Genomic DNA, 19,709 nt, shown 5'->3' with positions numbered 1-19,709 from the left:
AGCCGCTTACGTCACAGCGTTTTATGACCGTTCGTTTCGTCCGTATTCGGATTGCAGGCTTCAAGAGCTTTGCAGACCCCGTCACCGTGGAAATCCTCCCCGGCCTCACAGGTATTGTGGGGCCGAATGGTTGCGGTAAATCCAATGTCGTAGAAGCCCTGCGCTGGGTCATGGGCGAATCCTCCGCACGCTCCCTGCGTGGTGGAGAGCTGGATGACCTGATTTTTGCAGGTACAACCAGCCGTGCGGCCCGTGCTTTGGCCGAAGTCACGGTCACGTTGGAAGGCACACAGGGTCTGGGTCCGGCAGCCTTTGCTGATCAGGATGAACTGCAAATTACCCGCCGTGCGGAGCGCGGTGCCGGAAGCGAGTACCGTATTAACGGTAAAGTCTGCCGTGCACGTGACGTACAAACCCTGTTTGCAGACCTTGCTTCGGGCGCACGATCGTCCGCCATGGTCAGCCAGGGCCGTGTGGCCATGCTGGTTGGGGCAAGGCCTGAAGAACGCCGCGTTATTCTGGAAGAGGCCGCAGGCATTACCGGCCTTCATGCCCGCAGGCACGAAGCCGAACTCAAACTGCGCGCCACTGAAAGCAACCTGACCCGCGCGGAAGACCTACGCCAGCAGCTCTCGACCCGGCTGGACGGTCTGGCCGAACAATCCCGTGAGGCCAGCCGCTACCGGGAGTTGTCGGCAGGCCTGCGTGAAGCCGAGACCGAACTTTTGGCCGTGCTGCATGCTCGTGCGCGGCAAGCCGTAGAACGTGCTATTGAGACTGCATCCCGCGCTCGCAAAGCCCTGACCGAGCAGGCAGATGCAGCAGAAACCGCCGTCATTGCAGAGTATGAAGCCACACAGGCTCTGCCCGCAATTCGGGAAAAAGCAGATACCGCCCGCACCATACTGGAGCGCTACCGTGTCACCGCAGAAGGTGTCGCACGGGAAGAACAACGCGCCGCCGCTCAGGCACAGGCCGCATCTGAACGGTTGAACCAGCACCATTCCGATTTTACAGCGGCGCAAACCCGCGTGGATGACGCCGCCGCCACTCTTGAGCGGTTGCAGGCTGAGCAACAGGCTACAGACGCCGCTATTGCATCCCTCCCCACACGAACGGCGGAAGCTGATGAGCGCTACACAGCTCTAACAGCGGATCTGGCAGAAGCTGAACAAACACTTGCTACCCTGACCTCAACGCTCAACACGGCACGGGACACACACAACCGGGCGCAGGATGCCCTTGTGGCAGCGCAGACACGCCACACACGCAGCGCCGAAGCTCTTTCCAGCCTTCAAGCCGAACTACACAGCCTGCAAAACCGCTTGCCGTCCGAAGCGGATAAACAGCAGGCCCAAACGGCTCTGGAAAGCACATCCGACGCTCAAAACGCTGCCCGCACAGCCTTGGAAGAGGCTGAACGGACGCGGTCTCAAGCGCGTGTAGCGCTCTCCATTGCACAGAATGATGCCGAAAACGCACGTAAAACACAGTCTGAAGCGACAAAGGCGCTAGAGCAGGCCCGCAATCGCCTTGCCACCCTGCGGCGTGATCTGACTGAACTTGAAAAACGACATACGGAAACCGTAGCGTCCCTGCTGTCGGCAGAAACGCTTGCTAGCCTGCGCGCGACTGCGGCCGAGGCTACCACTGCCTATCAGTCAGCCCAGCAATCTCTGGACACAGCAGCGGCGCAGCGCCGCGACACATCTGACGCACTGACCGAGGCCACCCGTCTTTTCCAAACGGATGAGGCCCAGCGCAAAACCATTGCAGAAGCTAAACGCGCGGCAGAAACTGCACTTCAGCGGGCCAGACAAGAGGAACAGACTCTCAGCCGTGGCCTTGAGCAAGCCACCAAGGACGCCATCCCCGATTCTGTATTGGAAGCAGCGCAAAACAAACGGGCTGCATTGGAAAACGAGCTCAAGACGCTTACCACAACGCTGGAAGCGGCTGATGCTCAGCTTGCCACTCTTAAAGCCACCCAACAGGATGCCGTAACCGAACGTGATACGCTCCGTACGGAAATCACACGCCTTAAGGCGCAGGCTGAAGGGCTGGCGCACGCTCTGGGTGACGAGGCTGAAGCAAGTGCTGAACCTGTTTCCGCCCAGATGGATGTGCCCGAAGGCTATGAAGCCGCCTTGGCCGCTGCCCTTTCCGAAGGACTGGATGCCCCTGTTGCGGAGAATGCGCCACGCGGCTGGCACACCTTAAAGGGACAAACTCCCCCTCCGGCCCTGCCCGCACAGGCCAAACCTCTTTCTGCCTTTATTACCGCGCCCGCCGTACTGACCCACCTTCTGGGGTTTGTCGGCCTCCTTCCAGATGGTCAGGATGGTTCAGCCCTGCAAGCAGGCTTGCATCCCGGCCAGAGCCTTGTGTCCCGTCAGGGTGACCTATGGCGTTGGGATGGATTTTACACCCGCGCGGGTGAGCCCGATGCCGCCACCCGACGCCTCGGCCAACGCCGGATTCTGAAAGAAACCGAGCAGCGTCTGGCTGACCTTGCGCAAAAAGCACCGGCTGTGGAGCAGGCCGCTATAAGCGCCAGTCAGGCCGTGCAGCAACAGGATGGCATTGCAGCACAGCACCGGGCAGAACGCGCCAAGCTGGAGCAGAGCCTTCAACATGCGCGTACGCAGGAGGCCGAAACACAGCGCCGCCACGCTGCCTCCCGCGCCCGGTTGGATGCCCTCCGGCCACAGCATGAACGCGCCGTGGGTGCCTGTGCAGATGCTGACGCCGCGTTGGCAGCCGCTACGCAGGCACAGGCTGGCTTGCCATCACCTGATGCGCTTCGCACAGCTTTGCAGAACGCACGCCAGCAGGACACCACGGCACAGGAGGCAGAGCAGAAAGCGCGTTCAGCCCTGAAAACGGCTGAGCACACGCTGCAAACCGCCAACAGCGCTCTGTCCAAAGCCGAAAACCAGCAGGCTACAGCAACGGCACGCCTCGAAACCCTGCTGCCGGAACGTGACCGCCTGCGGCAAAATGTTGCCACCGAAGACGCCACTTTGCAGGAGCTTGAAGCACGCGTTACAGCTGGTCAAAGCAACCGCCAGTTTGAAGAAGCCCTGCTTGCGGCTCAAACACATCAGGCAGACAGCAGCACGGCTTACCAGAGTGCCGAGCAGGCGCTGTCAGTAGCGGACAAAGCGGCTGAAGAGGCGCGCGCGGCCCACCAAGCTCTTCAACAGCAAACATTGGAGCTCCAGTCACGGCTGGATGCCCTTGCTCCACGGTTAGCTGAACTGACTACGGAAACCCAAGAGCTAGCCGCGCATCAGGAACAAGCTGCCAAAACACTTGCTGAGACCGCAGCTTCCATCCCTGCCACCGCAGATGCTGATATCGCAGCACAGCAGGACAAACGTACGCAGATTCTCTCCACTCTTGAGACCTTACGGGAACTGCGTGCCGCGTTACTGGCAGAGAAAACCACTCTGGCACACCAGCAGACAACACTTGCAACCTCCGTCACGGACTGGACAGCCCGCGCAGCAGCCGCCCGTGCAGAGCTTGAACAGGCAACGACACGGCTGGATGCAGCCCGCACCGAGCATCTGAGTGTCTCTGAACTCCCCGCAGAAGCGGAACGTCAGAAACAAACCACCCTTAAAGCCCTACACGATGCAGAATCCGCCTTTGCAGAGGCAGACACGGCCCGAGCGCAGGCTGAAGCCAATCTGACAGCCGCGAACGAGCTGCGCCGCAAAACGGAAGCCGAGCTTGCAGCGGCACGAGAAGCCGTTTTGAAGGCTGAGGGCAAAAGTGAGCAGGCTCAGGCCATTCTGGATCAGCTTCTGGCAGAAACACCGGAACCGCCCCGCCGCCCCATGGGCGAGATAACAGACTCCGCAGAAAGTTCCCTGCGCCGTAAAATTTCTCGCCTGACGCGAGAACGTGAAGACCTCGGGCCAGTCAATCTTCGGGCTGAAATAGAGGCGGAAGAAGCCTCAACCCAAGCGAATACCTTGGCTGCTGAAATTGCAGACCTTGAAGCCGCCATTGCGCGGCTGCGTGGCTCCATTGGTTCTCTTAACAAAGAGGGCAGAGAGCGGTTAATGGCGGTCTTCACGCAGGTAGACCACCATTTTCAATCACTTTTTTCCCGTATGTTCGGCGGGGGCCGTGCTCACCTCGGGCTGGTCGGCAGTGATGATCCGCTTGAAGCGGGCTTGGAAATTTACGCACAGCCCCCAGGTAAGAAACTGGCCACGCTCTCTCTGCTTTCGGGGGGTGAACAGGCTTTAACCGCTCTTTCATTGATTTTTGCAGTCTTTCGCTGTAACCCCGCTCCCGTCTGCGTGCTCGACGAAGTTGACGCACCGTTAGACGATGCCAATGTTGGACGCTTCAGTGCTCTTCTTGGCGACATGGTCACAGAGGCAGGAACACGCTTTCTGGTTGTGACGCACCATCAGCTGACAATGGCCCACATGGACCATCTGTTCGGCGTAACCATGCAGGAACGCGGTGTGAGCCGCGTGCTATCGGTTGATCTTGCGCGCGCAGCGGCCATGGCAGGCCAACAGGACAGGGAAACACCAGATGTCGCATCAGTATGACCTGACATCCGATACCCCCAAACCCCAGTGCAACCCACTGAAGAGGTGTTTGGGAAAAGCTGCCCTTGCCGTGGGTGTGTGCGTGCTGGCCGGAACCGGTCTGGCACTCCACAAATCCCATGCTGACGGGCTTATGGCCCGTATTCACCACGGGCTTGTCATCTGCTCACCGGGTACTGGGCTCAGCATGACGCCCGGTTCCACCGGGTTGCTGCATGCGGCCTCCACCCCGGGCATGTTACGCCTGCAACTGGCCACGCAGGAAAACGGCCGTGTTGTAGTTGTGCCCGGCTCTAACCAGTTAAGCGAGGTTCTGGCGTCCTCACGCCGTGGGCACACCTTACTGATGCTTGACCTGAACGATACCAATCCAGTGGATGTGGCCAAACTGGTACGCAACGCCCGGATGCGTGACCGCGTTGTTCTGGTTGCGTCAGACCATGAAGCGACAGAAGCTGCTTTGCGTGCTGATAGTTCCATGATGGTCGCAATCCCCATCCATTCCACGCACGATGCCTACACAGCGCACCGTATGGCTGGCCGCCACCCCTACGCGGCATACCTCTCGCCCAATGCAACGCCGGATCTGTTCGCGCTTGTGCACCGGGATGCAGAAGCCATCATTACCGAAAACCCGCATTCTGCTGCGTTTTCAACCAGCAAGTTTTTTGCAGAACGCCCGGTCGACATCGTTGTGACAGAACAACCAATGCAGCTCACTAAGGCACTGGCCAGCGATAGCTAACCGCATCTCCCTATCCGGTGCCTGCTTTTTGCAGAGGCCATACAAAAAGGGCGGCACCTTGAAAGTGCCGCCCTTTTTCTTGCTATGCTGAACCGTAACTCAGCTTTGCAACATGCTGCCTGTTTCCACAAAACGCTGATGCCAGCTCAGAGCCTCATTCAACAGATGGGGTGTGTGCTTCCCAAAGGAATGTTTCAGCGCACGGTCAAGATAATCCTGCAACTGCGGGCGATAATCCGGATGTGCACACTTTGCGATAATCACTTCCGCCCGTTTGACCGGGGACAGCCCGCGTAAATCAGCCAACCCTTGCTCGGTCACAAATATCTGCGTGTCCTGCATAATGTGGTCAACATGGGCTGCCATTGGCACGATGGCAGAAATCTTGCTGCCCTTGGCCGTTGATGGGGACAGGAAGATGGATAGGTAGGAGTTACGGGCAAAGTCGCCAGATCCCCCAATACCGTTCATCATTTTGGACCCCATGACGCGGGTTGAATTCACGTTCCCGTAAATATCAGCCTCAATCATGCCGTTCATGGCAATACAGCCCAACTGGCGGATAATGCCTGCGCTGTTGCTAACATCCTGCTGGCGCAGAATGATCTTGTTACGGAAGAAATCCATCCGGTTGTTGATTTCTTCTGCCGCATCGGGGCTGAGCGAGAAGGACGTGGCCGATGCCATGCGCATACGCCCGGAATCCAGCATGGCCAACATGCCATCCTGAATGACCTCACTATACCCCAGCAGATTTTCAAACGGTCCTTCATTCAGGCCGTCCAACACCGCATTGGCCACGTTGCCTACACCGGACTGCAGTGGCAGCAAAGACGGCGGCAGGCGGCCCTGCTTCACTTCGTGGCCAAAGAAGTCAAGCAGGTGCCCTGCAATGGCTTTGGCGGCGGCATCAGGTGCAGCAAAGGGCGCATTCCGGTCACGGTCATTGGTTTTAACAATGGCCACAATCTTGTTGGGGTCCACCTTCAGGGAGTGGCCACCAATACGTCCATCAGCCTTTTTAAGGGGGATAATGTCCCGGCCCGGCGCGCCACTGACGTTGCCGTCCCAGATATCATGAATCCCTTCAAGGCCCGGATGCTGCCATTCATTGACCTCAATAATCACCTTGTCCGCAATATCCAGAAATGTCTGGGAATTGCCGACAGACGATGTGGGGACAATGCCACCCTCTTCGGTAATGGCCGTTGCTTCGATCAGGGCAACGTCAAATTTGCCGTAGTTTCCCTGCACGGCACGGCTGGCAACCTGACCAAGGTGGTTGTCAAAATAATCCGTTTCGTTCTCGTTAATCCGGTTACGCATACCAGCATCGGTATTGAACGGTGAGCGGAAGGACACGCCATTAACACGTGCCAGCTCTCCATCCAGCTGAGGCCCGGTTGAAGCGCCTGTAATCAGGCTGATGCGGTATTCCTGCCCTTTGGCGTGGGCTTTTTCCATCAGGCCTGCCAGCGCTTCTGGCACAGCCTTGGGGTAACCTGCACCAGTAAACCCACTGGCCCCTACAATGTCTCCGGGGCGGATCAGTTCGGCTGCTGCTTCTGCCGGACGAACCTTGTTCAGAAAAGAGGTATTGCGAATGCGCTCTGCCATGAAGAGGCTTCCTGTTCTTGTTCAAATCGTTCTGAAAAAGCAGAACCAACGGACTAATGGCTGGCCTTATATCGTGTCCGGCCTTTGGCTACAGCCCTCTGTTTTCTAGCTTTTTCAAACCGGCTCCAAATGGGGCCGGGGTGCGCACACACGTTAGGCAGAAAAAAGGCCATCTGGCCTGTCACATGCTTGTGCATGATGCTTTTACACAAAAAATTGCGCTCCGCCCCTTTTCGGCACGTATGCGGGAAGCCTACATGGAAGGAAGGATTGGTGGACAAACACAGATGGACAGAGGCTTCCTGCTTGACGAAAACGTGAAAAACGCGCTGCGGAAAGGACTCCGCGTCGTGGGCGATGTGCATGGAGACCTACAGGCTTTCCGGCACGCCATCGCAACAGATCGTTTTATCATCCAACTGGGTGACTTGGTGGATTACGGCCCTGACAGTGCAGGCGTTCTACGCGCCATGATGCAGGTCATGAAGGAAGGGCGCGGTCTTTTTCTCATCGGCAATCATGACCGCAAGCTGGGTCGTGCTCTTATGGGCCGCAAACTACGGCCCGACCCACCGCTGGAAGCAACCCTCAGTCAGCTTTACCGCCCTGAGAATCAGGATGTCCTCAGCACAATCCTTCCCTATCTTGAAGCCGCCCCGGCGTGGATTGTTCTAGGCCGCAAAGTGTTTGTGCATGGCGCATTTGATGTACGTATGCTCATGGAACCGCCGCCGCCTGCTCTGGGCCGTGTGACCTTTCTTCTGTCCCGCGCACTGTTTGGGGAAACCACCAACCGTGTGCAGAAAGATGGTTACCCTGAGCGTTGCCTCAACTGGGTCAACCATATCCCAACCGGCTACACAGTTTATTGCGGCCATGATCAACGCTCCACCAACGGCTGCCCTTTAACCATTCCCGGCCGCACCGGCGGCGAGGCCATTTTTACTGATACAGGCGCTGGCAAAGGGGGGCATCTGGCATGGCTGGACCTTCCAGCAGATTTTATGGAAGAATCTTCTATTGCTCTGTAAGCCAGCATGGCAGAACATTCTTACCGTTACCCCATGATAAAGAGACATAGAATAACCGTGACAGACCAGCCTTCCCCCGTTGACGCCCTTCAGGACCTGCGGCGCAGTATTGATAATATTGATGCCGCTCTTGTGGCCATGCTGGCGGAGCGTTTCCGTTGCACCAAGGCTGTGGGTGCTCTCAAGGCGCGCTATGGCATGCCACCAGCAGACCCGGCGCGGGAGACGCGGCAGATCACCCGTTTGCGTACATTGGCAGAGGAAGCCCATCTGGACCCGGATTTTGCAGAAAAATTCCTCAACTTCATTATTCATGAAGTCATCCGGCACCATGAGGCCATTGCCCGGCAGTCTGCCGAGGCTCCTACAAAATGAACACTACCCTGCTGCTGCTCAGACACGCCGAAGCCGCAAACCCTCCTATGGGGGATTTCAGCGAAATAGCAGACCGTTCGCGGCCACTGACAGCAGCAGGACAGGCCGCAGCTCAGCGTTGCGGCCTCTGGCTCAGGCAGAAAGGTCTCTCGCCAGACTATGTTTTATGTAGCCCTGCCCTCCGGACCCGGCAAACGCTTGCGGGGCTTCAGCCTTTTCTCACGCCCTTGGAAGCTGAGCCCTTTTTTTGCCCTGACATTTATGAAGCACCACCTGAAGCGCTGCTGGCCCAAATACAAAAGGCCCCTCCACACGCACGCTCTGTTTTACTGGTAGGCCACAATCCGGGCATTTCTGCTTTGGCCCGAGCGCTTGACCCAATGGCCATGGAGCTGGATCAAGGATTCGCAACAGGATCTATCGCCGCGTTCACGGCATGGAGCAGCGAGGACAGTGAGCAGGCTCCAGAGTGGTCCCGCTATGATAATCATAACCTGACTTTAGACACATTCGCGCGACCCTAAAGCCAAAAATGGCAGTTTTCCGCCTTTGAGTCTTTAAGATAACGTGCGGTTTATCGGCAGCCTCCTTCCGGTTTCCTGTGAGATCAGAGACAACAGCCAAACAGCAGGCCGCATAAAGGTTCTGCCGTCTTATTATGCAGAAGGAAGTATCATGAGCACGTTGCAGAACGAAGGTAAGCAGGCCACTGCCACTATTTCGCTCAATGGCAAAACTGCCGAATTCCCAGTTCTCACCGGCACTCTGGGCCAGGACGTTGTTGATATTCGTAAGCTGCCGGCCGAATTGGACGTTTTTACGTTTGATCCCGGGTACGGCGAAACAGCATCATGCAATAGCAAAATCACCTTTATTGATGGGGATAAAGGCATCCTTCTGCACCGGGGCTATCCCATTGCCCAACTTGCCGAACATGCCTCCTACGAAGAAGTCATTTATCTTCTGCTGAATGGGGATCTGCCCAATAAGAGTGAAGCAGAAACCTTCAACAGAACACTGACCAACCATACTCTCCTGCACGAGCAGATCCGCAATTTCTTCAACGGCTTCCGCCGCGATGCACACCCCATGGCTATTTTGTGCGGAACGGTTGGTGCGCTCTCCGCTTTCTACCCAGATGCAGGTGACATTGCTGTTAAAGCGCACCGTGACCTCGCGGCTATGCGTCTGATTGCTAAAATCCCGACCATAGCGGCATGGGCTTATAAATATACGCAAGGTGAGGCCTTCATTTATCCTCGCAATGAACTGAACTACGCAGAAAACCTGCTTTCCATGATGTTCGCGCGGGTGTCTGAACCGTACAAGATCAACCCTGTTCTGGCACGCGCCATGAACCGCATCCTGATTTTACATGCGGATCATGAGCAGAACGCCTCAACATCTACAGTCAGGCTGGCAGGCTCCACTGGCGCCAATCCGTTCGCCTGCATTGCTGCTGGTATCGCTGCGCTTTGGGGACCCGCCCATGGCGGCGCGAACGAAGCTGTCCTGAAAATGCTGGACACCATCGGCACCAAGGAAAATATTCCTGACTTCATCAGCAAGGTGAAAGACAAAAATAGCGGCGTGAAGCTTATGGGCTTTGGGCATCGCGTTTATAAGAATTTTGACCCGCGCGCCAAAATCATGCAGCAGACCTGCCACGAAGTTCTTGAAGAGCTGGGCATTAAAGATGATCCGTTGCTGGATCTGGCGATCGAACTCGAAAAAATCGCTATTAATGACGAGTATTTCGTACAGCGTAAGCTTTACCCGAATGTTGATTTCTATTCCGGCATTATCCTCAAAGCCATGGGCATTCCCACAAGCATGTTCACCGTGCTGTTTGCAGTTGCCCGCACTACTGGCTGGGTAAGCCAGTGGAAAGAAATGATTGAGGAGCCGGGCCAGCGCATCAGCCGCCCACGGCAGATCTACACTGGCGCAGCAGAACGCGATTTTACGCCAGCTGACAAACGGTAATTTTGCTTATGGGGGAGCTTCGGCTCCCCTTTTTTAGTCCACTTGTTCCGTCTGCCTCATCACAACATGCTGTTGCTGAGGGTGAGCGCGCACCATCAAAAACGGTCCAGACCAATTGCTTGGTATGGACCATGTGCCACTAATCTCGGTAGAATCGCTATTAACCTGACCGGTATAGTGAACGGTATGTGTGCGGGTGATGCTCTCATAGCGTTTGAGAAAATGAACGGTTGTGCCGTCATGTTGCCCACTGACATGAGCCAGAAACACACCAGACGCATGCAGCGGATCCTGCGCTTTTTCTGTGATGACACCCGATAAAAGCCCTGCTTGTTCGAGCAGGCTGGCCGTAAAAAACTCTGCCTGAAATGTACGCGGGTAACTAAATTGCCCGTGCCACAACCCACTCAGATTTTGCGTCATGCTCGCCACTCTAAAAATAAAAAAGCCAGACTGGCTATAACACCGTCTGGCTTCATACAGCATGCTGGAAGAGCAAGTCTGGCAGGCTAAGGTTACCTTTAGCCGCAGTCACACCCTTTTGTCGGACCGTCAGACTTGCGTACAACATGGTGGTCAATCCACTCAGACACCAGACGCCGCGCTTCATTCAAAGAGGCTTCAGGGTGATGGATGCGGTAGAGCGTTGTGCAGGCGTGAAAAGCGGTCATATCTTCTGTGCCCACCTCACGCAGCTCCTGATACGCTGTAATGACAGCTCGCTCGCACTTACGGGCGATCCGACTTAGTTCAGCAGCCACAGCACATATTCCTCAATTAATAATCAATCTCAACAGGGGTGATTAAACGCCAGAAAGCACACCGAAGCAAGCAACAAACTAACAGGTAGTTATCACAACTTCTTTTCCGTGTTCTTTTTGCCATAGTCTTCATGGCTTTAAAGGATACGGCATGTCGCCCCAATAGTTTTATGGCTTGAAGAGCGCCTCACGCCCGACTCCCACAGTGCCTCTATTTACGTTTGCACCGTACGCACCATAGGTCCGCAGTCTAACCTAATAGACCCCTGAGGAGGCATGCTTTTTCTCCTCAGGATAGGCTGCAAACGCATCATTTGTGATTTCTTGCGGCCTTGGAATACGATGAGGCATGGATTTTCCCTTCGCCGGAGGGTATGCCAAAGCCAATTCCAACCGCCATTTCGCCAAGGATGTGCTTCATGACGTCACCCGCAAATCTTGCAGCCCCCCATACCACCCACAGTAGTGACTGGGACCACGATGCGGCGCTGACCACAGCACGCCTGCTGCTGGAAATCAAAGCTGTCAATTTCCGCCCGGAAGACCCTTACACCCTGACATCCGGCTGGAAGTCACCGGTCTATATCGATTGCCGCCGCATCATCTTCTTCCCCCGTGCACGCGCCAAGATTGTGGAACTGGGTGTTGAAAAAATTGGCCGTCATGTTGGGTACGAAAGCCTTGATGCCATTGTAGGTGGTGAAACTGCCGGCATCCCGTTTGCCGCATGGATGGCCGACCGTATGCTGCTGCCCATGGCTTATGTTCGCAAAAAGCCTAAAGGCTTTGGCCGCAATGCACAGATTGAAGGTGATGTGCCAGAAGGCATGCGCACCCTGCTGGTTGAAGACCTGACAACCGATGGTGCTTCCAAAGTACGGTTTGCCAACGCTCTGCGCGATGCAGGAGCTCTCATCAACCATGCCTTTGTCGTGTTTTATTACGGCGTGTTCCCCGGTGCACACCGGACCCTGACCGACATGAATGTTGCGCTGCACTCCCTGTGCACATGGTGGGATGTTCTCGAAGTCTGCTCCACGCGTCCTTACTTCTCTGAATCGGCTGCGGCTGAAGTCCGGCGCTTCTTGGAAGATCCCTGCGCATGGTCTGCCCGCCACGGTGGCGTTGGCAGCCTTGAAGAAGCAGCGGCCTACAAGGCAAAACAGGGCTAAGTCAGCACGCCATGACAGAGCCCGTACAGTCTGCCCCCCACCATGTTCTGGCGTTTGATTCCGGAGTAGGTGGCCTTGGCATTGTACGGGCCCTGCGTGCCCTCAAGCCTGATCTTCATATCGACTATCTGGCTGACACAGCCGTTTTTCCGTACGGCGAGCAGGCAGATGCCTTCCTAATCGAACGCATTGTCTCGCTTCTCTCTCAAGCTATTAGGCAACTGCGCCCGCAAGCTGTTGTTGTCGCGTGTAATACAGCCAGCACTCTGGCTCTGGAGGCCCTGCGTTCCGCGTGGCCGGACATGCCCTTTATTGGTTGTGTCCCCCCCATTCGCTGGGCCGCACGCACAACACACAGTCAGGTCATAGGCCTGCTGGCAACCCGCGCCACTATCCGGCGCCCCTACCTTACCCGCCTTCATACACTCTACGCCCCAGACTGTACCCTTATTGCTCATGCTGCTCCCGGCCTTGCCGCGCTGGCAGAATGTGCGTTTAGGGGAGAACCAATCCCGGCAGATGCCATCAAAAACGAAGTTCTAGGCCTTTTTGAGCGCGACACTCAGGGTCTGATGGATACGGTGGGGCTAGGCTGCACACATTATACGTTCGTGCTGGAGCAACTCCGTGCTCTGTCGCCCCCACACATAACGTGGCTGGACCCTGCCGATGCTGTGGCCCGCCATACCCTTACGTGCCTTGAAGAGCTTCCCGGCAAAACGGAGGCAGTTCTACCACCCCGCGCGTGGTTTACGGCTATGCCGGAGCGAAGTGAGGCCTTGGCCGCGCGTCTTCCTTCTTTCGGGTTTGACGCAATTACTCTGTGGCCGTCAGGTGCTGACCAAACCAATTTCCATCTACAGATTTGTAGCTGAAGCGCTTTTTACCATTCAGTCACCAAACCATAAAAAAAAGGTCAGACCGTGTGGGTCTGACCTTCTCACGCTATCGCCCTTAGGCAAACAGCCTAGCTGGCACGACTGGCAGAATAACTTGCCGTCTCAATAAGCAAGGACTTGATTTCACACTCTGCAAACACACCCAAAGCATCCCGTGCCTTGGCTGCGTACTCTTCTGCCTTTGCCATAGTCACGGCAATGGCATTTGTTTCAGCAATACGCTGGAGCGCTGCCTCCAGATCTTCCGGCGTCTGCTCAGACTCTTCAATCACCCGGCGCCAGAATACGCGGTCTTCCTCGCTACCGGCTTCGTAAGCTGCCAACACCGGCAAGGTAACCTTCCCTTCCCGGAAGTCATCGCCCACTTCTTTACCCAGCACAGCTTGGTCTGCTGCGTAATCCAGCGCATCATCAACAAGCTGGAAAGCCATACCAAGGTTGGCACCGTAAACACGTAGCGCTTCCCGCTTATCAGCAGAAATCTCACCAATGACAGCGCCGGATTCACAGGCTGCTGCAAAAAGCGCCGCTGTTTTGCCGTAAATCACCTGCAAATATTGGTCGACCGAGGTTGAAAGGTCATTTTGTGTGGTCATTTGCATGACCTCACCCTCGGCGAGGGTCGCAGACGCTGCGGAAAGAATGGCCATTACATCCAGCGAGGCATCAGCCGTCAAAATCTGGAAGGCTCTGGCAAACAGAAAATCCCCTACCAGAACGGAGGCCTTGTTGCCGAAAATGGCATTGGCACTCGCAAGACCGCGGCGAAGCTGGCTTTCATCCACAACATCGTCATGCAGCAGGGTTGCTGTGTGAATAAATTCTACACAGGCTGCAATTTCAACATGCCGCAGCTTACCGTCCTGATTGTCATATCCGCACAACCGGGCTGAGGCCAATGTCAGCAGGGGCCGTAGGCGCTTGCCCCCCGCAGCGACAAGGTGGGCCGCAAGTTGCGGAATAAGCGCAACCGGGCTCTGCATACGATCAATAATAACCTGATTACATGCACGCATATCCGGCGCGAGATAATCGGCAAGGGCTTTTAAGCCCGCTTCTCCTGGCTTACTCACAGAAACACTAGATCCATCCTGGCTTGTGGCCGTGCCGACCTCCGGCTGACTAACTGCAATACCCAAACGCTTTCCCCCAGCCATGGGATGAGTTGACGTCCCTTCATATGCGGGGCACCAGAAAAACGGTCAAGCATCAACCACTTCAAGACAGCCAGACTGTTCTGGTCAAGGCCGGGTATGTCCGAACTTCCTTCACTCTCTACCGGTACACTTATGGCCGGAAAAATTCGCTACGACCAGTTTATTTCTGGCAACAGAACCGGCCTTGAACCTGTTCTCATGGCTGCCAGCATTCCTGCAAAAGCTGGCCAGCGCGTGGCAGAAATCGGCTGTGGTGCGGGGGCTGGCCTCTTATGTCTCAGCCAACGCATATCAGGGCTGTCTCTGTGGGGTATAGAAGTTGATGCCCCAAGCCTTGCACTCGCGCAGCACAATCTGGACGCTAACCAGCGCACAGAAGTCACACTGCTAAATTGTTTCTTTCCGGATGACCTGCCACCCGATGTTCCGTTTGGCCGTTTCGACCATTGTTTTGCGAATCCGCCCTGGCACGCCAGCAATGGCACACCTTCCCCGCTGTCTCGCCGGGATCTGGCACGGCGCGCCTTGCCTGATACTCTGGAAAGCTGGGTAAAGGGCTGTACGCGCCTGTTACGCTATAAGGGAACGCTCACTCTCATTCTACCAGCGGACCTACTGGCCGATGCCTGCAATGCGCTGGCGCAGAATCGTTTTGGCGGCACCACCCTATGCCCCCTCTGGCCCAAGACCGGGCGGGAGGCGCGCCTCATGCTTCTCCAAAGCCGCTACTGTGTGCGGAGCCCATCGCGCATTGTGCCCGGAGTAGTGCTGCATGAAGCAGATGGGAGTTTCACCCCTGAAAGCCGCCTGATTTTGAAAGAAGGCCATGCCTTGGCTCTGGGGCCTAAGCAGCAGGGCATGACGCGCTCCCCCGTCCCGCAAGACTGACACAAAAAAGGCCACTCCATACCGGGTGGCCTTTCGTTTTAAACACACGAAATGTGTGGCAGCATTTATTCGAAAATAGAGGCTTCGAAGGCTTCTTCCCACGTGCCGGAAGTTGAAGCGCGGCTGTATTCAGTGGCACGATTTTCAAAGAAGTTGGTGTGTTCCACCGCGTTCAACATGTCATCCAGCCATGGCAGCGGATTGGTGGTCGTGTTGTAGAGGGGTTCCAGCCCAAGCTGAATAAGCCTACGGTCTGCAATAAAGTGAATGTAAGTTTTCACCTGAGCAGCATCCAAGCCTTCTACTGCTCCCATTTCAAAGGCCAGATCAATAAAGGCTTCTTCGTGCTCTACAATGGTGGCGCAAATTTCACGCAACTCATTCTGAAGTCTGTCTGTCCAGATTTCCGGGTTTTCATGCACAAACACCCGGAACAGGCGGATAACAGACAAGCAGTGTAGTGTTTCATCACGCACGGACCACGATACAATCTGCCCCATGCCCTTCAGTTTATTGAAGCGCGGGAAGTTCAGCAGAATGGCGAAAGAGGCAAAAAGCTGTAGCCCTTCCGTAAAGGCCCCAAAGGCTGCCAGAGTCTTGGCGATCTCATGCTTGCTATCGACCGAGAAGCCTTGCATGTAATCGTATTTATCCTTCATTTCCTTATACTTAAGGAATGCAGAATATTCTTCTTCCGGCATGCCCAGCGTATCAAGAAGATGACTGTAAGCGGCAATGTGGATGGTTTCGATATTGGAGAACGCTGAGAGCATCATCAGCACTTCAGTGGGTTTAAACACCCGGCTGTAGTGCTTCATGTAACAGTTGTTCACCTCAACATCAGACTGTGTGAAGAAGCGGAAAATCTGGGTTACCAGATGCCGTTCCGTATCGTTAAGAACACGGTGCCAGTCCTTTACGTCGTCAGCCAGCGGCACTTCTTCCGGAAGCCAGTGCAGGCGCTGCTGGGTCAGCCAGGCATCATAAGCCCATGGGTAACGAAACGGCTTATAAACAGGGTTGGAGGTCAGCAGGTCAAAATGCTGTTCCTGTTCGTTGGTGCCGGTCTTGGCGTCGCTCATGGTGGCGTCCTTCACAGAAAGGAATAATCTTTAAAAATCAAACAAATGCAGGCTTTTCCTCCCATTACTGGCAGGAAAGGCACTCATCATAATCCGTGCTGGCGGCGGTAGGCGGAACCGCTACAGCGGCACGTTGTGCATCTTCAGCAGCAAGCACATCTGCTGCGGTCAACACGTTACTGACAGTGTCAGCACGCTGAATGGATAGAGAGCGGCAATAGTACAGAGACTTGATGCCCTTTTTCCATGCCATGTAGTGGATCTGGTGCAGATCACGCTTATGCACGTCCGCAGGCAGGAAGATATTAATGGACTGCGCCTGACAGATGAACGGCTGACGGTCGGCCGCGTGTTCTATAATCCAACGCTGATCAAGCTCAAACGCTGTTTTATAAACATCTTTCTCATCCTGCGTCAGGAAGTCCAGAGCCTGCACGCTGCCCTTGTTCAGGGTAATGTGAGACCAGACCTCATCCGTATCTTTCCCCTTTTCTTGCAGAAGCTTCTGCAAATGGCGGTTACGAACGGTAAAGGAGCCTGAAAGTGTTTTCTGCAAGAATACATTGGCTGCAATCGGCTCAATACCCGGGCTGGCATTGCCTGCAATGATGGAGATAGACGCTGTGGGCGCAATGGCCATCTTGTTGGAAAAGCGCTCATGCACACCGTACTCGGCTGCATCAGGGCAAGCGCCACGCAGGTCAGCCAGCTTGCGGGACGCCGCGTCCGCCTGCTCACGAATATGCTGGAAGATCTTTTTGTTCCAGACCTTCGCCATAACGCTTTCAAACGGCAGGTTCTTGGCTTGCAGGAAGGAATGGAAGCCCATAACCCCCATACCCACAGAACGCTCACGCATGGCAGCATAAGCCGCCTTTTCCATTTCTACCGGGGCGCGATCAATAAAGTCCTGCAACACGTTGTCCAGGAAGAGCATCACGTCTTCAATGAACTGTGGATTATCTTTCCACTCGTCCCATGTTTCCAGATTCAGGGATGACAGGCAGCACACCGCAGTACGCTGCTTACCATGATGGTCAATACCCGTTGGGAGTGTAATTTCCGCACACAGGTTGGAGGTCTTGACCTCCAGACCAGCCAGCTTGTGGTGCTCTGGACGGGCATTGTTCACATGGTCCGAATAAACAATGTAGGGCTCGCCCTGCTCCATACGCGCTGTCAGAATCCGGATCCACAGTGCACGCGCTGAGACCTTACGGATAACCGAATTATCTTTTGGAGACAGCAGTGCCCATTCTTCGTCTGCTTCTACCGCCCGCATAAAGGCGTCAGAAACCAGAATACCGTGATGGAGGTTCAGCGCCTTACGGTTTGGGTCCCCACCGGTAGGACGACGGATTTCGACAAATTCTTCAATCTCTGGGTGCCAGACGGGCAGATAAACAGCCGCTGACCCACGGCGCAGGGACCCTTGGCTGATTGCGAGCGTCAGACTATCCATCACGCGGATAAAGGGGATAACACCCGATGTCTTGCCATTGCGGCCCACGTTTTCGCCAATGGAGCGCAGGTTGCCCCAGTAGGACCCGATGCCGCCGCCCCGGCTGGCCAGCCAAACGTTCTCGTTCCACAGCCCCACAATGCCATCAAGGCTATCACTGGCCTCGTTCAGGAAGCAGGAAATGGGCAGACCACGCGTGGTCCCGCCATTGGAGAGCACCGGAGTAGCCGGCATGAACCAATGCTGGCTCATATAGTCATAAATACGCTGTGCGTGCCCTGCATCCGCCCCGTAATAGGACGCTACGCGCCCAAACAGGTCCTGATAGCTCTCATCCGGCAGCAGATAGCGGTTATCGAGCGTTGCTTTACCAAAAGGCGTCAGCAATGCGTCACGCTTACGGTTAACCCTTACCTGATAATGGCCGGGCAACTGCACCATGTCTTCCAACTGCTCTGGCGCAAACATATCGCAAGTCCCCGAGATACGGGGGTCGGAGGAACGGCTTTCATTTTCCTGAACGTCGACCAGACTCATGGATCATTTGCTCCGCTTGCGATTAGCATTATCTTGCAGGGTTGTGGGCGGCCTTGAGAGACACACCATATGTCGCGCTTTTGCGCTAAACGCTCCCCTATATCTAGTGATTTTTTTTACCTTAACCCACCAAAAAATACTTGCCTTCTGAATTTGCGGCAGTTTTCAGCGATCATAAAATATTTCAGGCCAGAATTTTTTTTACGGAGCACGAATCAGCCCGGAGAGTTCCATACTGCGGCGCGTGGTCTCTATCCCCTCAGCAACAGCAAGAGCAGCCTCAAGGGCGCGGCGGCCAGCCCGGGCATCTACCATAACAGGCGCGCCATCAAGGCAGGCGGCTACAAAGGCCTCGTGCTCCGCATACAGCGAATCACTGTCCTTCCATGAAATCGCTTCCCGCTTGAATCCCCCTGTACCCGGCAAAGGCAACCCACGTTCACGACCAATCATGGTCAGTTCACGCTTGCCGAAATCAGCCGAGAGATACCCTTCTTCAGAAAACAGACGCATCCGGCGCTCAGTCTTTAAGGAAATACGGCTGGCCGTAATGGTGGCAACACAGCCGTTCTCAAACCGCACGCGAGCATTGGCAATATCCTCATGGGCAGAGCTCACAGCAGCGCCCAACGCATCCACCTGCGCAATGGGGCTGTCCACAATTGCCAGCACCAGATCGAGGTCATGGATCATGAGGTCAAGAATAACAGACACATCCGTGCCACGCGGCTTGAAGGGCGCAATACGCGTGGCCTCAATATAGAGTGGCCGTGTAATCCGCTGCGTAATTGCCTTATGCTCTGCTGAATACCGCAACAGATGCCCTACCTGACACACCAACCCGGTTTCTTCAGCTAAGGTCACCAGAAAATCAGCCTGCTCCAGCGTTGCCGCCACAGGTTTTTCTATCAGGACATGCTTGCCGGCCCGTAGGGCTTGCACGGCCAGATCGAAATGAAACTCTGCAGGTGCTGCCACCACGACAGCATCACAAACAACCAGCAGCTCCTCAACCGAGCTGAATACGGGGCATCCTGCCTCTCCTGCCACCTCGGCAGCCCGACGACTGTCAGGGTCAAACAGACCAACCAGAGTCTCACGCGCTACATCACGTATTTTCAGCGTGTGATAACGCCCAAAATGTCCGGCTCCAATAACGCCCACGCGCAAACTGGTCTGCATGTTATGTCTCCGCTCTCTGCCTTGGTGGCTTTAGTCTGTGCAGCGGTAGCAGGCCTTGGGCCAAACCCAAAGGGGCGCTCCGGGTAAAGTCAGTCTATTGAGCCAAAATTCTTGCCATCAGGCCTAATTTTTTCCGAAACCCGTCAAAATGGCTAAATTTGGCCATTTTTTATGCGTGGCAGGTGATGCATAGCCGCCACTTTCTAAAACGTAATGCCTGAGCGGCTCAACCTTATGT

Annotated in this window: 16 protein-coding genes; 9 read left to right on the top strand and 7 right to left on the bottom strand. The window is 55.4% G+C overall.

The features are described from left to right. Window positions 1-23: 23 nt before the first annotated feature. Both ACTIDN_RS04635 and ACTIDN_RS04630 read left to right on the top strand, forming a co-directional pair. Window positions 24-4,577 (top strand): AAA family ATPase, encoded by a 4,554-nt coding sequence (locus tag ACTIDN_RS04635; RefSeq protein WP_441376150.1) that lies wholly within the window; start codon window positions 24-26, stop codon window positions 4,575-4,577. Further along, the gene (locus ACTIDN_RS04630; RefSeq protein ID WP_415507485.1) at window positions 4,561-5,322 is read left to right on the top strand and encodes a hypothetical protein; all 762 of its coding nucleotides are present in this window, start codon (window positions 4,561-4,563) and stop codon (window positions 5,320-5,322) included. Before ACTIDN_RS04635 ends, ACTIDN_RS04630 begins: the two co-directional genes overlap by 17 nt. A 99-nt stretch (window positions 5,323-5,421) precedes the next feature. Here ACTIDN_RS04630 and ACTIDN_RS04625 read toward each other — a convergent pair whose 3' ends face one another. After that, window positions 5,422-6,939 (bottom strand): succinate CoA transferase, encoded by a 1,518-nt coding sequence (locus ACTIDN_RS04625; RefSeq protein ID WP_441376149.1) that lies wholly within the window; start codon window positions 6,937-6,939, stop codon window positions 5,422-5,424. 287 nt (window positions 6,940-7,226) lie between these two features. Between ACTIDN_RS04625 and ACTIDN_RS04620 the strand changes: the two genes are divergently transcribed. The 4 genes from ACTIDN_RS04620 to ACTIDN_RS04605 all read left to right on the top strand — a co-directional run bounded on the left by ACTIDN_RS04620 (window position 7,227) and on the right by ACTIDN_RS04605 (window position 10,331). Further along, window positions 7,227-7,970, top strand: a complete 744-nt coding sequence (locus ACTIDN_RS04620) for a metallophosphoesterase (protein WP_441376202.1) — start codon at window positions 7,227-7,229, stop codon at window positions 7,968-7,970. 51 nt (window positions 7,971-8,021) lie between these two features. Further along, window positions 8,022-8,345: a chorismate mutase gene (locus ACTIDN_RS04615; protein ID WP_441376201.1), complete on the top strand. Its 324-nt coding sequence runs from the start codon at window positions 8,022-8,024 to the stop codon at window positions 8,343-8,345. Beyond that, the gene (locus ACTIDN_RS04610; protein ID WP_441376148.1) at window positions 8,342-8,869 is read left to right on the top strand and encodes a SixA phosphatase family protein; all 528 of its coding nucleotides are present in this window, start codon (window positions 8,342-8,344) and stop codon (window positions 8,867-8,869) included. The genes ACTIDN_RS04615 and ACTIDN_RS04610 overlap by 4 nt, the downstream gene beginning before the upstream one ends. Window positions 8,870-9,020: 151 nt before the next feature. Continuing rightward, the gene (locus ACTIDN_RS04605; RefSeq protein ID WP_415507488.1) at window positions 9,021-10,331 is read left to right on the top strand and encodes a citrate synthase; all 1,311 of its coding nucleotides are present in this window, start codon (window positions 9,021-9,023) and stop codon (window positions 10,329-10,331) included. A 33-nt stretch (window positions 10,332-10,364) separates the two neighbouring features. Here the strand turns inward: ACTIDN_RS04605 and ACTIDN_RS04600 are convergent, their stop codons facing one another. Next, window positions 10,365-10,754 carry a hypothetical protein gene (locus ACTIDN_RS04600; protein WP_441376147.1) on the bottom strand — a complete coding sequence of 130 codons (390 nt, stop codon included), beginning with the start codon at window positions 10,752-10,754 and terminating at the stop codon, window positions 10,365-10,367. A 98-nt stretch (window positions 10,755-10,852) separates the two neighbouring features. After that, complete coding sequence (locus ACTIDN_RS04595; protein WP_441376146.1) at window positions 10,853-11,092, bottom strand: hypothetical protein; 240 nt, start codon at window positions 11,090-11,092, stop codon at window positions 10,853-10,855. Between the two features lie 419 nt (window positions 11,093-11,511). Here ACTIDN_RS04595 and ACTIDN_RS04590 point away from each other — a divergent pair, with 419 nt between their 5' ends. Both ACTIDN_RS04590 and murI read left to right on the top strand, forming a co-directional pair. Then, a complete protein-coding gene (locus ACTIDN_RS04590; RefSeq protein ID WP_048839357.1) occupies window positions 11,512-12,264 on the top strand; it encodes an orotate phosphoribosyltransferase in 753 nt (250 codons plus the stop codon). An 11-nt stretch (window positions 12,265-12,275) separates the two neighbouring features. Then, on the top strand, window positions 12,276-13,139 hold the full coding sequence (gene murI, locus ACTIDN_RS04585) for a glutamate racemase (RefSeq protein WP_441376145.1): 864 nt from the start codon (window positions 12,276-12,278) through the stop codon (window positions 13,137-13,139). 92 nt (window positions 13,140-13,231) lie between these two features. On the opposite strand, the gene ACTIDN_RS04580 is transcribed toward murI, so the two are convergent. After that, entirely contained in the window at window positions 13,232-14,302 is a 1,071-nt protein-coding gene (locus ACTIDN_RS04580) for a polyprenyl synthetase family protein (RefSeq protein ID WP_441376200.1), read from the bottom strand. Between the two features lie 114 nt (window positions 14,303-14,416). Between ACTIDN_RS04580 and ACTIDN_RS04575 the strand changes: the two genes are divergently transcribed. Next, window positions 14,417-15,208: a tRNA1(Val) (adenine(37)-N6)-methyltransferase gene (locus ACTIDN_RS04575; protein WP_441376144.1), complete on the top strand. Its 792-nt coding sequence runs from the start codon at window positions 14,417-14,419 to the stop codon at window positions 15,206-15,208. A 65-nt stretch (window positions 15,209-15,273) separates the two neighbouring features. Here the strand turns inward: ACTIDN_RS04575 and ACTIDN_RS04570 are convergent, their stop codons facing one another. The 3 genes from ACTIDN_RS04570 to ACTIDN_RS04560 form a co-directional block, all read right to left on the bottom strand. Next, window positions 15,274-16,290 carry a ribonucleotide-diphosphate reductase subunit beta gene (locus ACTIDN_RS04570; RefSeq protein ID WP_415508197.1) on the bottom strand — a complete coding sequence of 339 codons (1,017 nt, stop codon included), beginning with the start codon at window positions 16,288-16,290 and terminating at the stop codon, window positions 15,274-15,276. Window positions 16,291-16,354: 64 nt separating this feature from the next. Next, a complete protein-coding gene (locus ACTIDN_RS04565) occupies window positions 16,355-18,289 on the bottom strand; it encodes a ribonucleoside-diphosphate reductase subunit alpha (RefSeq protein ID WP_415508198.1) in 1,935 nt (644 codons plus the stop codon). A gap of 201 nt (window positions 18,290-18,490) precedes the next feature. Further along, window positions 18,491-19,471: a Gfo/Idh/MocA family protein gene (locus ACTIDN_RS04560; protein ID WP_441376143.1), complete on the bottom strand. Its 981-nt coding sequence runs from the start codon at window positions 19,469-19,471 to the stop codon at window positions 18,491-18,493. Between the last annotated feature and the right edge of the window lie 238 nt (window positions 19,472-19,709).

The sequence above is a fragment of the Acetobacter sp. genome (assembly GCF_052102375.1).
GTDB lineage: Bacteria > Pseudomonadota > Alphaproteobacteria > Acetobacterales > Acetobacteraceae > Acetobacter.
This window is presented reverse-complemented; position numbering and strand designations above follow the sequence as displayed.

What these genes read in the sequence shown, in the direction of transcription:
- ACTIDN_RS04635 (WP_441376150.1), top strand. Translation starts at nt 24, where the DNA reads ATGACCGTTCGTTTCGTCCGTATTCGGATTGCAGGCTTCAAGAGCTTT.
- ACTIDN_RS04630 (WP_415507485.1), top strand. Translation starts at nt 4,561, where the DNA reads ATGTCGCATCAGTATGACCTGACATCCGATACCCCCAAACCCCAGTGC.
- ACTIDN_RS04625 (WP_441376149.1), bottom strand. Translation starts at nt 6,939, where the DNA reads ATGGCAGAGCGCATTCGCAATACCTCTTTTCTGAACAAGGTTCGTCCG.
- ACTIDN_RS04620 (WP_441376202.1), top strand. Translation starts at nt 7,227, where the DNA reads ATGGACAGAGGCTTCCTGCTTGACGAAAACGTGAAAAACGCGCTGCGG.
- ACTIDN_RS04610 (WP_441376148.1), top strand. Translation starts at nt 8,342, where the DNA reads ATGAACACTACCCTGCTGCTGCTCAGACACGCCGAAGCCGCAAACCCT.
- ACTIDN_RS04605 (WP_415507488.1), top strand. Translation starts at nt 9,021, where the DNA reads ATGAGCACGTTGCAGAACGAAGGTAAGCAGGCCACTGCCACTATTTCG.
- ACTIDN_RS04600 (WP_441376147.1), bottom strand. Translation starts at nt 10,754, where the DNA reads ATGACGCAAAATCTGAGTGGGTTGTGGCACGGGCAATTTAGTTACCCG.
- ACTIDN_RS04590 (WP_048839357.1), top strand. Translation starts at nt 11,512, where the DNA reads ATGACGTCACCCGCAAATCTTGCAGCCCCCCATACCACCCACAGTAGT.
- murI (WP_441376145.1), top strand. Translation starts at nt 12,276, where the DNA reads ATGACAGAGCCCGTACAGTCTGCCCCCCACCATGTTCTGGCGTTTGAT.
- ACTIDN_RS04575 (WP_441376144.1), top strand. Translation starts at nt 14,417, where the DNA reads ATGTCCGAACTTCCTTCACTCTCTACCGGTACACTTATGGCCGGAAAA.
- ACTIDN_RS04570 (WP_415508197.1), bottom strand. Translation starts at nt 16,290, where the DNA reads ATGAGCGACGCCAAGACCGGCACCAACGAACAGGAACAGCATTTTGAC.
- ACTIDN_RS04565 (WP_415508198.1), bottom strand. Translation starts at nt 18,289, where the DNA reads ATGAGTCTGGTCGACGTTCAGGAAAATGAAAGCCGTTCCTCCGACCCC.
- ACTIDN_RS04560 (WP_441376143.1), bottom strand. Translation starts at nt 19,471, where the DNA reads ATGCAGACCAGTTTGCGCGTGGGCGTTATTGGAGCCGGACATTTTGGG.